13 protein-coding genes are annotated in these 13,056 nt (G+C 68.1%); all 13 read right to left on the bottom strand.

The window, feature by feature from the left end; all coding sequences use genetic code 11:
- Positions 1-56: 56 nt before the first annotated feature.
- The 13 genes from WJ35_RS02220 to guaB all read right to left on the bottom strand — a co-directional run bounded on the left by WJ35_RS02220 (position 57) and on the right by guaB (position 12,832).
- Positions 57-569 carry an ureidoglycolate lyase gene (locus WJ35_RS02220; RefSeq protein WP_069238669.1) on the bottom strand — a complete coding sequence of 171 codons (513 nt, stop codon included), beginning with the start codon at positions 567-569 and terminating at the stop codon, positions 57-59.
- On the bottom strand, positions 566-1,579 hold the full coding sequence (gene alc / locus WJ35_RS02215) for an allantoicase (protein ID WP_060235004.1): 1,014 nt from the start codon (positions 1,577-1,579) through the stop codon (positions 566-568). Before alc ends, WJ35_RS02220 begins: the two co-directional genes overlap by 4 nt.
- A gap of 60 nt (positions 1,580-1,639) precedes the next feature.
- Positions 1,640-2,161, bottom strand: coding sequence for a 2-oxo-4-hydroxy-4-carboxy-5-ureidoimidazoline decarboxylase (gene uraD / locus WJ35_RS02210; RefSeq protein WP_060235005.1), 522 nt, complete (start codon positions 2,159-2,161; stop codon positions 1,640-1,642).
- On the bottom strand, positions 2,158-3,111 hold the full coding sequence (gene puuE / locus WJ35_RS02205; RefSeq protein ID WP_010092099.1) for an allantoinase PuuE: 954 nt from the start codon (positions 3,109-3,111) through the stop codon (positions 2,158-2,160). Before puuE ends, uraD begins: the two co-directional genes overlap by 4 nt.
- 168 nt (positions 3,112-3,279) lie before the next feature.
- On the bottom strand, positions 3,280-4,086 hold the full coding sequence (locus WJ35_RS02200; protein ID WP_060235006.1) for an aspartate/glutamate racemase family protein: 807 nt from the start codon (positions 4,084-4,086) through the stop codon (positions 3,280-3,282).
- Positions 4,087-4,096: 10 nt separating this feature from the next.
- Complete coding sequence (locus WJ35_RS02195; RefSeq protein WP_060235053.1) at positions 4,097-5,581, bottom strand: NCS1 family nucleobase:cation symporter-1; 1,485 nt, start codon at positions 5,579-5,581, stop codon at positions 4,097-4,099.
- A gap of 151 nt (positions 5,582-5,732) precedes the next feature.
- On the bottom strand, positions 5,733-6,437 hold the full coding sequence (locus WJ35_RS02190; protein ID WP_069238668.1) for a GntR family transcriptional regulator: 705 nt from the start codon (positions 6,435-6,437) through the stop codon (positions 5,733-5,735).
- 308 nt (positions 6,438-6,745) lie between these two features.
- Positions 6,746-7,684, bottom strand: coding sequence for a muramoyltetrapeptide carboxypeptidase (ldcA, locus tag WJ35_RS02185; RefSeq protein WP_060235008.1), 939 nt, complete (start codon positions 7,682-7,684; stop codon positions 6,746-6,748).
- A gap of 54 nt (positions 7,685-7,738) precedes the next feature.
- Positions 7,739-8,332 carry a tRNA adenosine(34) deaminase TadA gene (tadA, locus tag WJ35_RS02180; RefSeq protein ID WP_069238667.1) on the bottom strand — a complete coding sequence of 198 codons (594 nt, stop codon included), beginning with the start codon at positions 8,330-8,332 and terminating at the stop codon, positions 7,739-7,741.
- Entirely contained in the window at positions 8,329-8,730 is a 402-nt protein-coding gene (locus WJ35_RS02175; protein ID WP_069238666.1) for a DnaJ family domain-containing protein, read from the bottom strand. The genes tadA and WJ35_RS02175 overlap by 4 nt, the downstream gene beginning before the upstream one ends.
- Positions 8,731-9,029: 299 nt before the next feature.
- Complete coding sequence (guaA, locus tag WJ35_RS02170) at positions 9,030-10,649, bottom strand: glutamine-hydrolyzing GMP synthase (RefSeq protein ID WP_060166077.1); 1,620 nt, start codon at positions 10,647-10,649, stop codon at positions 9,030-9,032.
- A 110-nt stretch (positions 10,650-10,759) separates the two neighbouring features.
- Positions 10,760-11,365 (bottom strand): hypothetical protein, encoded by a 606-nt coding sequence (locus WJ35_RS02165; protein ID WP_060235018.1) that lies wholly within the window; start codon positions 11,363-11,365, stop codon positions 10,760-10,762.
- A gap of 6 nt (positions 11,366-11,371) precedes the next feature.
- A complete protein-coding gene (gene guaB / locus WJ35_RS02160; protein ID WP_042584278.1) occupies positions 11,372-12,832 on the bottom strand; it encodes an IMP dehydrogenase in 1,461 nt (486 codons plus the stop codon).
- Positions 12,833-13,056 lie beyond the last annotated feature (224 nt).

Below are 13,056 nucleotides of genomic sequence, written 5' to 3'. Positions count from 1 at the left end.
AAAACCCGCGCGTGTCGCGCGGGCTGGTTCGACGATCGCTGCTACGGCAACGGCGCTCAGACCATCACCGCCTCGAGCGCATCTTCGGTCAGCCACAGCGATTCCTGGAGGTCCTGCTCGTTGAGGTTCAGCCCATCCCCGCCGCGATCGACGACGATGAAATCGCTGACGTCGCCGAGCGCGATCAGCGGATGATGCCACACGCCCTTCGCATAGTTGACGCCCTGCCAGCCGCTCGTCACGAACGCGCGGATCCGCGCCGGGTCGAGCTCGCCCGCGGGCGCGACGACGACGAGATACGGCTTGTCGTTCAGCGGCACGAACGCCTGGCTGCCGAGCGGGTGCCGCTCGAGCATCTTCACCTCGAACGGCAGCGTGCGCGGCTGGCCGCGAAACAGGTTGACGAGCGTGCGGCCGCCTTCGTCGTCGACATCGACCTTCGCAAGATCGTGAAAGCGGATCGTCGTGCCGAGGTTGATCGGAATCTGCTTCGCGCCCTCCGTCTCGATCACGTCGCCGAACGGCGCGAACGCTTCCCGGGTCAGCGGTTCGATGATGAGCGTCTTCATTTGTCGAGCGTCCCGAAGAGGCGCAGGCGCGACACGCCGCCGTCCGGAATGATGTTCAGGCGCACGTGCGTGACGGGCCCAAGCGACGCGATCTCATGCTCGAAAGAGTGCTGCTTGTCCATCTGCAGCTTCTGCTCGCCGAGCAGCACCGGCCAGAACATCGACTGCGTGACCAGCGAGCTGTCGGTGCCGCCCGTTACGTACGCGGCCTGGATCGAGCAGCGGTCCGGATAGTTGCCCTTGAAGAACGCGGTGTCGACTTCGATCTTGCGGATCACGCCCGGCTGCGCGAGCGCGATGATCGCCCAGTCGTTGCCCGGCTCGCGGCGGCGGCGGGTTTCCCAGCCGTCGCCCATGTTCACGCCGCGGCCCGGCAGCAGCAGGTTCGACGCGAGGCCGAAGTGCTGGTTGTTCGCGGCGACCACGTAGCCGCCGTTTTCCGTCGCGGCGAGATCGAACAGCTCGGTCGCGCTCGCGCCGGCCCAGTCGAGCTGCGGCTGGCCGTACACGCGCAGGCGCGCGATGCCGCCGTCCGGGTAGATGTTCACGCGCAGGTGCGTGAACGCGCGCGCATCGCTCGCCTCGACGTAGTGGTGGCTGTTGCCCTGCAGCGTCGTCGCGGGCACGACCTCGACCCACTCGGTCGCCTGCGTCGGCGCGCCGTCGGCCACGTGCGCGGCCTCGATCGACGCGGCCGGCGGGAAGTTGCCGGTGAAGTGGCTCGTGTCGATGTCGAAGCCCTTGATCACGCCCGGGCGCGCGAGCTTGACGATGCACCAGTCGTAGCCGGTGGTGCGCTTGCGGCGCGTTTCCCAGCCGTCCATCCACTTGCCGTGGTCGTCGTACTTGCCGGGGATGAACACCGCCGGCTCGGGGTTCAGCATGCGCTCCTTCGGCGCGAAGAAATCGTCGCTGGCCTCGAGCGCCTGCGCACCGAGACGCGGGTCGGCGAGGTTCACGTAGCGCCGCATGAAATCAGGTGCGTCGGGATCGAGAAGCGGGATTGCCATGGTGTGTCCTTGTCAGTATTGCGAAGCGGCCGCTGCGGCGCAGCAGGCCGTATTGAGGTGTCACGCGCCGATCAGGTCGTCGAGCCGGAAGCGCGCGATCCGGTAGATCTGGTCGAGGCTCGCGCGCAGCTCTTCGGTGCGCGAATGATTCACGCGCGACTCGAAGTTCGCGATGATCCCGTGCCGATCGTAGCCGCGCACCGCGAGGATGAACGGGAAGCCGAACTTCTCGCGATAGGTGCGGTTCAGCGTCTGCAGCGTGTCGAATTCTTCCTGCGTGCACTGGTCGAGACCCGCGCCGCTCTGCTCGCGCGTCGATTCGGCGGTCAGCTCGCCGCGCACCGCGGCCTTGCCCGCGAGTTCCGGGTGCGCGTTGATCAGCGCGAGCTGGCGCACTTCGCCCGCCGCCTCCACCGCGCCCGACATCGTCTCGTGCAGCGCGTCGATGCTCGCATACGGCCGCGTGCCCACGGCCGCCTCGGCGACCCACGGCGAATGCTCGAAGATCCCGGACAGCGCCGCGACGAATGCGCCCGGCGCCATCGTGTTCAGTTGCTCCAACGTGTATCGCATCGCCTTCATGCCTTTCCTTCGTTCCGTTGATTGGGCTGATACGGATGATGTTCACGCCAGTGCCGCGCGATGTCGACACGCCGCGTCACCCATACGCGATCGTGCTGCTCGATGTGGTCGAGGAACCGCTGCAGCGCGCGGAACCGGCCCGGGCGGCCGAGCAGCCGGCAATGCATGCCGATCGACAGCATCTTCGGCGCTTCGTCGCCCTCCTCGTACAGCACGTCGAACGCGTCGCGCAGGTAGTGGAAGAAGTGATCCGCGGTGTTGAAGCCCTGCGGCGTCGCAAAGCGCATGTCGTTGGTGTCGAGCGTGTACGGGACGATCAGCTGCGGCGTCGTGCCGCCGCCCGACACGCCGACGTCCATCCAGAACGGCAGGTCGTCGCCGTAGTAGTCCGAGTCGTACAGGAAGCCGCCGTATTCGGCGACGAGCCGGTGCGTGTTCGGGCTGTCGCGGCCGGTGTACCAGCCGAGCGGCCGCTCGCCGGTCACGCGCTCGATCGCTTCCATGCCGAGCCGCATGTGCTCGGCCTCGAGCTCGGGCGTCATGCTCTGGTAGTGAATCCAGCGCCAGCCGTGGCACGCGATTTCATGGCCGAGCTCGACGAACGCGCGCGCGAGCTCCGGATGCCGCTCGATCGCCATGCCGACGCCGAACACGGTCAGCGGCAGCCCGCGCTTCTCGAACTCGCGCAGGATGCGCCACACGCCGGCCCGCGACCCGTATTCGTAGATCGACTCCATGCTCATGTGGCGGTCCGGATACGCGGCCGCGCCGACGATTTCCGACAGGAACTGCTCGGAGCCGGGGTCGCCGTGCAGCACGCAGTTCTCGCCGCCCTCTTCGTAGTTCAGCACGAACTGCACCGCGATGCGCGCCCGCCCGGGCCAGTTCGCCTGCACCGGATGGCGGCCGTAGCCGATCAGATCGCGTGGATAGTTGGGATCGAGTGACATGGTTCGATGTGCGACGAAAGCTTGCTGAATGATGGGTATCGATCGGCCCGGCCGGCGGGCCGCCGCGCTCGCACCGGCTGCGCGGCGCCCCCGCGAGCCGATGCGAACGATGGCCCAGTGTAGCGAAAACGCCCATATGCGCCCATACGGCGGCGCAGATAGTGCGTGTCAGACGGTGTGTATGTGCGGGTGCGGAAAAGCGGCGGCGTCCGGCCGGCCCGGCGCCGGGTCCGCCGCGTCCCCGGACGGGCTGAAGCGCGCGAATTCGCCGTCATAGCGCTTCGGCAGCGGGCGGGCGTAGTCGCCGCGCTTCGCGGTCGCGAGCCGCAGCGCGACGAGCGCCTCGGCCCACTTCACCGCCGCCGTGACGCCTTCGACCACTGGCGCGCCGATCTGCTGCTCGATCTCGTGCGCGAATTCGGCCATCCCCGCGCAGCCGAGCACGATCGCGTCGGCGCCATCCTCGTCGAGCGCGCGCCGGCATTCGTCGACGATGATCCGGCGCGCGGCCGAGCCGGGGCGGTCGAGTTCGAGCACCGCGACGTCGGTCGCGCGCACGTTGCGGCAGAACCGCTTCATCCCGTAGCGCTCGGCGAGATGCCACGCCATCCCGCAGGTGCGCGCGAGCGTCGTGACGACCGAGAAGCCGGGCGCGAGCACGCTCGCCGCGTGCATCGCCGCCTCGGCGATGCCGATCACGGGCCCGCGCGCGAGCTCGCGCGCCGCGTACAGCCCCGGATCGCCGAAGCACGCGATCACGTACGCATCGAAGCCGTCGCGCTCGCCCTGCGCGATCTCGGCCAGCAGCCCGGGGGTCGCGAGCGCCTCGTCGTAATAGCCTTCGATCGACGGCGGGCCCAGCGGCGGGCTGACCGCCACCACCGCGGTGCCGGCGCCCGCGACCTCGCGCGCGCAGCGGCCCATCGCGTCGGTCATCCGCCGCGTCGTGTTCGGATTGATCAGCTTGATCTTCATCGCGCGCTCCTCAGGCCTTGCCGTTCGCCAGCAGTCGGTAGAACGCGAACCCGAGCGCCGCGCCGATGAACCACGAGAAGTTCGCGACGCCCTGCCAGCCCGGCATCATCACGCAGGCGATCGCGATCAGCGCGGCCGGCAGCAGCGCGGCGAGCGCGCGGCGGTTGACGCCGCCCGTGTACCAGTACGCGCCGCGCTCGGACATCGTGTACAGGTCGTCGCGCACGAGCCGGCCGCGCTTGACGAGGTAGAAGTCGGCGATCAGCACGCCGTACAGCGGGCCGATGAACGCGCCGAGCACGTCGAGCGTGTAATGGATCACGGCCGGGTTGTTGAACAGGTTCCACGGCGTGATGAAGATCGACGCGACCGCCGCGAGCATCCCGCCCGCGCGCCAGCTGATGAGCCGCGGCGCGACGTTCGAGAAGTCGAACGCGGGCGACACGAAGTTCGCGACGATGTTGATGCCGATCGTCGCGATCGTGAACGTCAGCGCGCCGAGGATCACCGCGGTCGGATGATCGATGCGCCCGACCGTCTCGACCGGATCGGTGATCAGCTCGCCGAACACCGGCAGCGTCGCGGCGGTCGTGATCACCGTGACGAGCGAGAACGCGAGGAAGTTGACTGGCAGCCCCCAGAAATTGCCGCGCTTCACGTCGCCGAAGCTGCGGCAATAGCGCGAGAAGTCGCCGAAATTCAGCATCGGCCCGGAGAAGTACGACACGACGAGCGAGATCGCGGTGATCATCACCGGAATCACGTCGGCGCCGTGATACCTGACGCCGCCGAGATTGATGCCGATGTTGCGCCAGCCCGCGCGCCACACCATGTAGCCGGCGAGGACGAACATCACGACGTAGACGGCCGGGCCCGCGAAGTCGATGAACTTCTTGATCGTCTCCATGCCGTTCCAGAACACGAATGCCTGCAGCACCCACAGCAGCATGAAGCCCGCCCAGCCGAGCGCCGACAGCCCGAGAAAGCCGTAGCGGTGCACGTCCGCATACGGCAGCCACTGCGGGAAGAACTTCAGCACGACGATCACGAGCGCGCTCGACGCGAGATAGGTCTGGATCCCGTACCACGCGATCGCGATCAGCCCGCGGATCACGGCCGGCACGTTCGCGCCGAGCACGCCGAAGGTCGCGCGGCACGCGACCGGATACGGCACGCCGATCTGCTGGCTCGGCCGCGCGATCAGGTTGCACAGCACGTTGACGAGGCCGATGCCGACGATCAGCGCGATCAGCACCTGCCAGCTCGTCAGCCCGAGCGCGAACAGGCTGCCCGCGAACACGTAGCCGCCGACGCTGTGCACGTCCGACATCCAGAACGCGAAGATGTTGTACGAGCCCCACGTCTGATTCTTAAGGGGTGCCAAATCTTCGTTATACAGACGTTCACTGAAACCGCCCGGCAATGGCGGACCGCTCTCCTCGCCGCCGCCCTCCGCCGGATATGCGCTGTCGTGCGCCACACTGAACTGAGCCATGACCTCTCCTTGACCGCGGCCGCACGGCCGCTTCATCGTCGTCGAAATCGCCCCGGGCCGTCGTCCCGGGGTCGGACTGGCGGCCGGCGGCGCTGACCGCCGGCCTGCATTGCTCTCGTCGTGTGGCGCGCGGGCCGGTTCGCGTCGCCGCTCAGGCGCCGCCGAACACTTCGCGCAAATCGACCGCCCCGGTTGCGGGCCGGTCCAGCATTCTCAACTCGACGTGCTGCAGGTGGTGCGCCATCAGCTCCGCCGCGCGCTTCGCGTCCCCTGCCTCCAGCGCGACCAGAATCTCGCCGTGGTCGTCAAACGAACACGGGCTGCGCCCGTGCGATTCGTACAGCGCCGACATCAGCGTCGAGCGCGCGACGAGGCCGTCGAGGCACGCGCTGAGCGTCGCATTGCCCATCAGCGCGGCGAGCGCCGTATGGAACTCCCCCGACAGGCGGATCCACGCCGGGAAGTCGCGCCGCTCGAACGCCTTGCGCTCCTTGTCGATCAGCGCCGCGACGCCCTTCAGGCGTTTCGCGCCCGGCCCGTTCGCGAGCCGTTCGACCACCGCCAGCTCGATGATCCGGCGCATCTCGAACACCTCGTGCACGTCCTGCAGCGTCGGGCTCGCAACGAACGCGCCGCGATTCGGCTCCAGGTCGACCAGCCGGTCGGTCGCGAGCAGCGCGAGCGCCTGGCGGATCGTCCCGCGCTTGACGCCGAACACGTCGCACAGCTGCGCCTCGGTCAGCTTCGCGCCGGGCGCGAGCCGATGCTCGAGGATCGCCGTCCGGATACGCTCGGCGATCGCTTCGGGCCCGGGCGCGCCGGACGGGACGGATTCGGGCTCGTTCATGATCTGCATCGTCTGATGGTCCTCATCGTAGAACGGACATAAAGATTGTCAACAATTCTTTTCATCGATTTTGCACAATCGGTGCGCATCGCGGCGAACCGGCATGGTGCAACACGCATCAAATCCATGCAGGATAAGCCTGAATCGCCCACCGGCAGCGATCCTTGCCCGTATTGGCGCCAGATTTTTTGTTGACAAAAGTGGTGCACGACAGAAGCGGCACCATGTTGCGCGAGGCTCGAATACTTGACCGTTAGTTGCGCGACGACATAAAGAAAAAGGCGGAAGACCCGCCCTTTCGATCGTGCGTCCCGGCATCAGCCGAGATGCGGATAGTCCGACAGCGTGAGCCGGAAGCCGTGCGCGTTCGCGACGAGCTGCGCGTGTGCGCCGAACGGCAGCGTCACCAGGTCCGGCACATGACCGAACTGCAGCCCCGTGATGACCGGAATGCCGATCACCGCGCGCACCTGCTCGATCATCGCCTGCATGTCATAGCCGTTGTCGTATTCGAACGGCCGCGCGCCGGTGAACTGGCCGAGCACGAGCGCCTGCTGGCGCGCGAGCAGCCCCGACAGGTGCAGCTGGTAGATCATCCGCTCGATGCGGAACGGCTGCTCGTTGACGTCCTCGATGAACAGAATGCCGCCCTCGATGTCGGGCATGTACGGCGTGCCGACGAGCGACGTGAGGATCGCGAGGTTGCCGCCCCACAGCGTGCCGGACACGTTGACGCTCTGCGCCTGCGGCGCATCGGCCACGATCGTCGCGGACGGCTGCGTGATCGTCCGCCAGAAATGGCCCATCGTGAAGTCACTGGACGTCTGCGCGCCGAAGTCGGCCGACAGCATCGGGCCGCCGAACGTCTTGATCCGTGCCTTTGCGTACAGCGCGAGCTGGATCGCGGTGAAGTCGCTGTGGCCGACCAGCGCGATCGGCTGGTCGTGCAGCCGGCGTTCGAGCCCGCGATAGTCGAGCCCGTGCAGGATCCGCGCGGCGCCGTAGCCACCGCGCACCGCGAGCCCGATGTCGGGCAGCGGCCGCGCGGGATCGGCGAGCCGGTTCAGGTCCCCCGCCCGTTCGCCGTCGGTGCCGCCGAAACGCTGGTAGCGCCGCTGCGTCGCCTCGATGTTCTCGATGCGGTGCTTCGCATTACTCAGGCGCTCCAGCGCGCGATTGATCGCGTCGGGATCGTGCGGATAGCCGGACGGCGCCAGCAGGCGAATCGAATAGGATGCAGTGGACGAAGCGGACATGGGCAGGACGTGTCGGTGATCAAACCAGCTTAGAGGGCCCGAACCGCGCCGGGTTCACGACGTGCCGGACGCCTGGTCGCGGGCGACACGCGCCTCGCGCAGCGCACGCCGGCGCTCGGCGAAGAACGACTTCAGCGCCGCGCCGCATTCGTCGGCCAGCACGCCGCCGACGACTTCGGTGTGATGATTGAGCTGCGGATTCGCGAACGCGTCGATCACGCTGCCGCATGCGCCCGTCTTCGGATCCGCCGCTCCGTACACGACGCGCGCGATCCGCGCGTGCATGATCGCGCCCGCGCACATCAGGCACGGCTCGAGCGTCACGTACAGTTCGCAGCCGGGCATCCGGTAGTTCTGCAGATGCCGGGCCGCCATCCGCAGCGCGGCCATTTCGGCATGGGCCGACGGGTCATGCCCGCCGATCGGGTGATTGAAGCCGCGCGCGATCACTTCGTCGCCGCGCACCAGCACCGCGCCCACCGGCACTTCGCCGGCCGCGCGCGCCTCTTCGGCGGCGGCCTGCGCGAGCCGCATGAAATGCGTGTCGCGCGCAGACGCGGGCGCGGGCTCGATCGTGGGCTCGGATACGGGGGAATCGGCAGCGCCGACGGATTCGGGGGCCGCGTCGTGCAGCGCGTCTGCGCTCACATCGGCCCCGCTTCGGCGGGCGCTTCGTCGAGCCCGCGCTCGCACAGGCGTTCGGCGATGCGGCGGCAGTATTCGCGGGGCACCGTCATCGGGCCGCCGCGCAGCGATTCGAGCGCCATGTCGAGCGCCAGCATCTTCGCCTGCAGTTGGCAACGCGCCGCGCGGTCGCTGACCGCGCGCAGTTCGTCCTGCAGGTTGCGCAGCGCGCGCAGTTGCTCGACGGCTGGCGGCACGAAGCCCGCATTCTTCAGGATACGGTTGGCCACCCGCACCTCCTCGGGTACGAGCAGGTCGTCGTCCAGCGCCTGTGGCGCGCCGGTACCCGGCAAATCGTCGAACGCGCCCCGCGCGGCGGCGGCGGCAATACGCTGTTCGACCAGGGCGTCAAGCAATCTCATTGGTCAATCGAAACAATGCGGCAGCCGAATTCTAGCAGGGTGACGCGCGTATGACAGGCCCTTCGAAGACCTGCTCGATATTGTCTTTTTAGGGGCCGAATCGGCGCGCATGTGTGAAGATCGGGGCGACTTGGGGCTGTGCTGCGCCGCGGCGGGCTGGGCGGGGGTTTGGCTGGTTCGGAGTGGGTATGTCGTGGTACGCGGCGCCCGGCACGAAAAAAAGCCCGGCAGGCTTCCCTGCCGGGCGCTCGCATCCTCCGATGCCGCGATCCGCTACCGGGGCGCACCCCGGCGCCGCATCACTCCCACTCGATCGTCGCCGGCGGCTTCCCCGAGATGTCATACACGACCCGGTTGATCCCGCGCACCTCGTTGATGATCCGGTTCGACGCGCGGCCGAGCAGCGCGTACGGCAGGTGCGCCCAGTGCGCGGTCATGAAGTCCGTCGTCTGCACCGCGCGCAGCGACGTCACGTAGTCGTACGTGCGGCCGTCGCCCATCACGCCGACCGACTTCACCGGCAGGAACACCGCGAACGCCTGGCTCGTGAGGTCGTACCAGCTCTTGCCGACGTCGGCTTCGCCGCACAGGCCCGCCGCCGCATCCTGCGCGGTCGCGGCCGTGTTGCGCAGCTCCTCGATGAAGATCGCGTCCGCGCGGCGCAGCAGGTCCGCGTACTCGCGCTTCACCTCGCCGAGAATCCGCACGCCGAGGCCCGGGCCCGGGAACGGATGGCGATACACCATTTCCGGCGGCAGGCCGAGCGCGACGCCCAGCTCGCGCACCTCGTCCTTGAACAGGTCGCGCAGCGGCTCGAGCAGCTTCAGGCCGAGCGTCTCCGGCAGGCCGCCGACGTTGTGGTGACTCTTGATCGTCGTCGCCTTCTTCGTCTTCGTGCCGCCCGATTCGACCACGTCCGGATAGATCGTGCCCTGCGCGAGCCACTTCGCCTTCGACAGCTTCTTCGCCTCGGCCTGGAACACCTCGACGAACTCGCGGCCGATGATCTTGCGCTTGGCTTCCGGATCGGTCACGCCGGCCAGATGGCCGAGGAACTGCTCCGATGCGTCGACGTGCACGACCTTCGCATGCAGGCGGCCCTCGAACATGTCGAGCACCATCCGGCCTTCGTTCAGGCGCAGCAGGCCGTGGTCGACGAACACGCAGGTGAGCTGGTCGCCGATCGCGCGATGGATCAGCGCGGCCGCGACACTCGAATCGACGCCGCCCGACAGGCCGAGGATCACTTCCTCGTCGCCGACCTGCTCACGGATGCGCGCCACGGCTTCCTCGATGTGATCGCGCATGATCCAGTCCGGCTTCGCGCCGGCGATGTCGAGCACGAAGCGCTCGAGCATCTGGCGGCCCTTCACGGTGTGCGTGACTTCCGGGTGGAACTGCACCGCGTAGTAGCCGCGCGCCTCGTCGGCCATGCCGGCGATCGGGCAGCTCGGCGTCGACGCCATCAGCTTGAAGCCCGGCGGCAGCTCGGTAACCTTGTCGCCGTGGCTCATCCAGACCTTCAGCATGCCGTGGCCTTCGGCCGTCGTGAAATCCTCGATGCCGTCGAGCAGGCGCGTATGGCCGTGCGCGCGCATTTCCGCATAGCCGAATTCGCGTTGGTCGCTCCACTCGACCTTGCCGCCGAGCTGCACGGCCATCGTCTGCATGCCGTAGCAGATGCCGAGCACCGGCACGCCGAGATCCCACACGGCCTGCGGCGCGCGCAGCTGATGGTCTTCGTACGTGCTCGCATGGCTGCCCGACAGGATCACGGCCTTCGGCGCGAACTCGCGGACGAAGTCGTCGGACACGTCGTTCGGGTGAATCTCGCAATAGACGTGCGATTCGCGCACGCGCCGCGCGATCAGTTGGGTGACTTGCGAACCGAAGTCGAGAATCAGGATTTTGTCGTGCATGGCTGCGGACGGGATGAAGAACAAACGGATAAGAAAAGCAGCGCATCGCGCGCTGCGTCAAAAGCATGGGCGGCGGCGTCGGGCGAAACGGGCGCGCGACGCACGGCCGGTCATTCCTGCATCGGCGGGCGCTCGTCCAGCGCGACGTCGCTTGACGCCTTGCCGGACGCGGCAGGCGCACCGGACGGCGCTGCGGTGGACGAAGCTGCGGCGGACGTGGCCGCCGGACGGGCGACGACCGGCTCGGCCCGCTGCGGCGACACCGCCGCCGGCTCGGCCGGCCGCTGCGCGGCACGGCCTTCGAGCGCCTGCGCCCGCTCGCGCCGCCGCACCGCCGAAGCCAGCCGCACGCCGCCGAGGCCGAGCACGAACAGCACGACGCCGGCCGCCGCGGACAGCAGCTGGCCGGCCGCCGCCAGCGCCGGACCGTGCGAGCCGATCGCCCACACGATCGTCAGCATGCCGGTCAGCCAGTTCACGTGGCCGACCGCGCGCGCGACCGGCGCCGTCAGGTCGCCGTTGACCGCCGCGTGCGCCGCGAGCCACGCGAGGCCGAGCAGCGCGATGCCGAACGCCTGGCCAAGCATCGCCGGCTCGACGTTCGCAAGCTGCAGCGCGTTGAACAGCGCATGCCAGGGCGTCAGCACGAACAGCAGGCCGAACGCCGCCAGCAGCACGGCATCGACGACCAGCACGGCTCGCAGCAACGGTTTCATCGGCGCTTAGTCCACGTGGTAGTTCGGCGCTTCCTTCGTGATCTGCACGTCGTGCACGTGCGACTCGCGCATGCCCGCCGCGGTGATCTGGACGAATTCGGCCTTCTCGTGCAGCTCGGCGATCGTCTTGCAGCCGCAGTAGCCCATGCTCGCGCGCACGCCGCCGATCAGCTGGAAGATGATGGCGTTGACCGAACCCTTGTACGCGACGCGGCCTTCGATGCCTTCCGGCACGAGCTTGTCGATGTTCGCGGAGTTGTCCTGGAAGTAGCGGTCCGCCGCGCCGTCCTTCATCGCGCCGACGGAGCCCATGCCGCGGTACGACTTGTACTGGCGGCCCTGGTACAGGAACACGTCGCCCGGCGCTTCCTCGGTGCCGGCGAACATGCTGCCCATCATCACCGCGTTCGCGCCGGCGGCAAGCGCCTTCGACACGTCGCCCGAGAAGCGGATGCCGCCGTCGGCGATGCACGGCACGCCGGTGCCGCGCAGCGCTTCCGACACGTTCGCGATCGCGCTGATCTGCGGCACGCCGACGCCCGCGACGATCCGCGTCGTGCAGATCGAGCCGGGGCCGATGCCGACCTTCACCGCGTCCGCGCCGTACTCGACCAGCGCCTTCGCGGCCGCGGCCGTCGCGATGTTGCCGCCGATCACCTCGACGTGCGGGAAGTTCTGCTTGACCCAGCGCACGCGCTCAAGCACGCCCTTGCTGTGACCGTGCGCGGTATCGACGACGATCACGTCGACGCCCGCCTGCACCAGCAGCTCGACGCGCTCTTCGTTGTCCGGACCGACGCCGACCGCCGCGCCTGCGCGCAGCTTGCCGTGCTCGTCCTTGCACGCGTCCGGGTGCTCGGTCTGCTTGGTGATGTCCTTGACGGTCATCAGGCCGCGCAGCTCGAACGCATCGTTGACGACCAGCACGCGCTCGAGGCGGTGGCTGTGCATCAGCGCCTTCGCTTCGGCGAGCGGCGTGCCTTCCTTGACCGTCACGAGGCGTTCGCGCGGCGTCATGATCGACTTGACCGGCTCGTCGAGGCGGGTTTCGAAGCGCAGGTCGCGGTTCGTGACGATGCCGACGAGTTGCGGGCCCTCGACGACCGGGAAGCCCGAAATGCCATGCTGGCGCGACAGCGCGATCACGTCGCGCACCTTCATCTGCGGCGGCACCGTGATCGGATCGCGGACGACGCCGGACTCGAAGCGCTTGACCTTCGCGACTTCGCGGGCCTGCTCGGCGGGCGTGAGGTTCTTGTGGATGATGCCGACGCCGCCTTGCTGCGCCATCGCGATCGCGAGGCGACCTTCGGTGACCGTGTCCATCGCGGCGGACACGAGCGGCATGTTCAGGGAGATGTTCCGGGTCAGCTGGGTTTTGAGGCTGGTGTCGCGCGGCAGAACGTCGGAGAAGGCCGGGACGAGGAGCACGTCATCGAAAGTGAGTGCTTTTTGGATCAGACGCATGGCAAATCCTATGGGCGCAAAAGCGAATTATACGCGATGTGCGGCTGAATTTCACAACACGAACAAAGGCTTAGCCGTTTTCCGGCGGTTGGGGCCCCGAATCGTTCGCATCCCCGTTCGAGTCGTTTTCGATCCGGTTTCGTTTTGGGCGCCGGCGTGTCCGTTCGCGCGCCCTCACGCCAGCCCGGCCGCGCGTGCGATCCCCGACGCGCCGGCCCGACGAC

Source organism: Burkholderia ubonensis (assembly GCF_001718695.1).
Taxonomy (GTDB): domain Bacteria; phylum Pseudomonadota; class Gammaproteobacteria; order Burkholderiales; family Burkholderiaceae; genus Burkholderia; species Burkholderia ubonensis_B.
Note: the sequence above shows the minus strand (reverse complement) of the source record. Positions and strands in the feature narration are given on the sequence as shown.

What these genes read in the sequence shown, in the direction of transcription:
- WJ35_RS02220 (WP_069238669.1), bottom strand. Translation starts at nt 569, where the DNA reads ATGAAGACGCTCATCATCGAACCGCTGACCCGGGAAGCGTTCGCGCCG.
- alc (WP_060235004.1), bottom strand. Translation starts at nt 1,579, where the DNA reads ATGGCAATCCCGCTTCTCGATCCCGACGCACCTGATTTCATGCGGCGC.
- uraD (WP_060235005.1), bottom strand. Translation starts at nt 2,161, where the DNA reads ATGAAGGCGATGCGATACACGTTGGAGCAACTGAACACGATGGCGCCG.
- puuE (WP_010092099.1), bottom strand. Translation starts at nt 3,111, where the DNA reads ATGTCACTCGATCCCAACTATCCACGCGATCTGATCGGCTACGGCCGC.
- WJ35_RS02200 (WP_060235006.1), bottom strand. Translation starts at nt 4,086, where the DNA reads ATGAAGATCAAGCTGATCAATCCGAACACGACGCGGCGGATGACCGAC.
- WJ35_RS02195 (WP_060235053.1), bottom strand. Translation starts at nt 5,581, where the DNA reads ATGGCTCAGTTCAGTGTGGCGCACGACAGCGCATATCCGGCGGAGGGC.
- WJ35_RS02190 (WP_069238668.1), bottom strand. Translation starts at nt 6,437, where the DNA reads ATGCAGATCATGAACGAGCCCGAATCCGTCCCGTCCGGCGCGCCCGGG.
- ldcA (WP_060235008.1), bottom strand. Translation starts at nt 7,684, where the DNA reads ATGTCCGCTTCGTCCACTGCATCCTATTCGATTCGCCTGCTGGCGCCG.
- WJ35_RS02175 (WP_069238666.1), bottom strand. Translation starts at nt 8,730, where the DNA reads ATGAGATTGCTTGACGCCCTGGTCGAACAGCGTATTGCCGCCGCCGCC.
- guaA (WP_060166077.1), bottom strand. Translation starts at nt 10,649, where the DNA reads ATGCACGACAAAATCCTGATTCTCGACTTCGGTTCGCAAGTCACCCAA.
- WJ35_RS02165 (WP_060235018.1), bottom strand. Translation starts at nt 11,365, where the DNA reads ATGAAACCGTTGCTGCGAGCCGTGCTGGTCGTCGATGCCGTGCTGCTG.
- guaB (WP_042584278.1), bottom strand. Translation starts at nt 12,832, where the DNA reads ATGCGTCTGATCCAAAAAGCACTCACTTTCGATGACGTGCTCCTCGTC.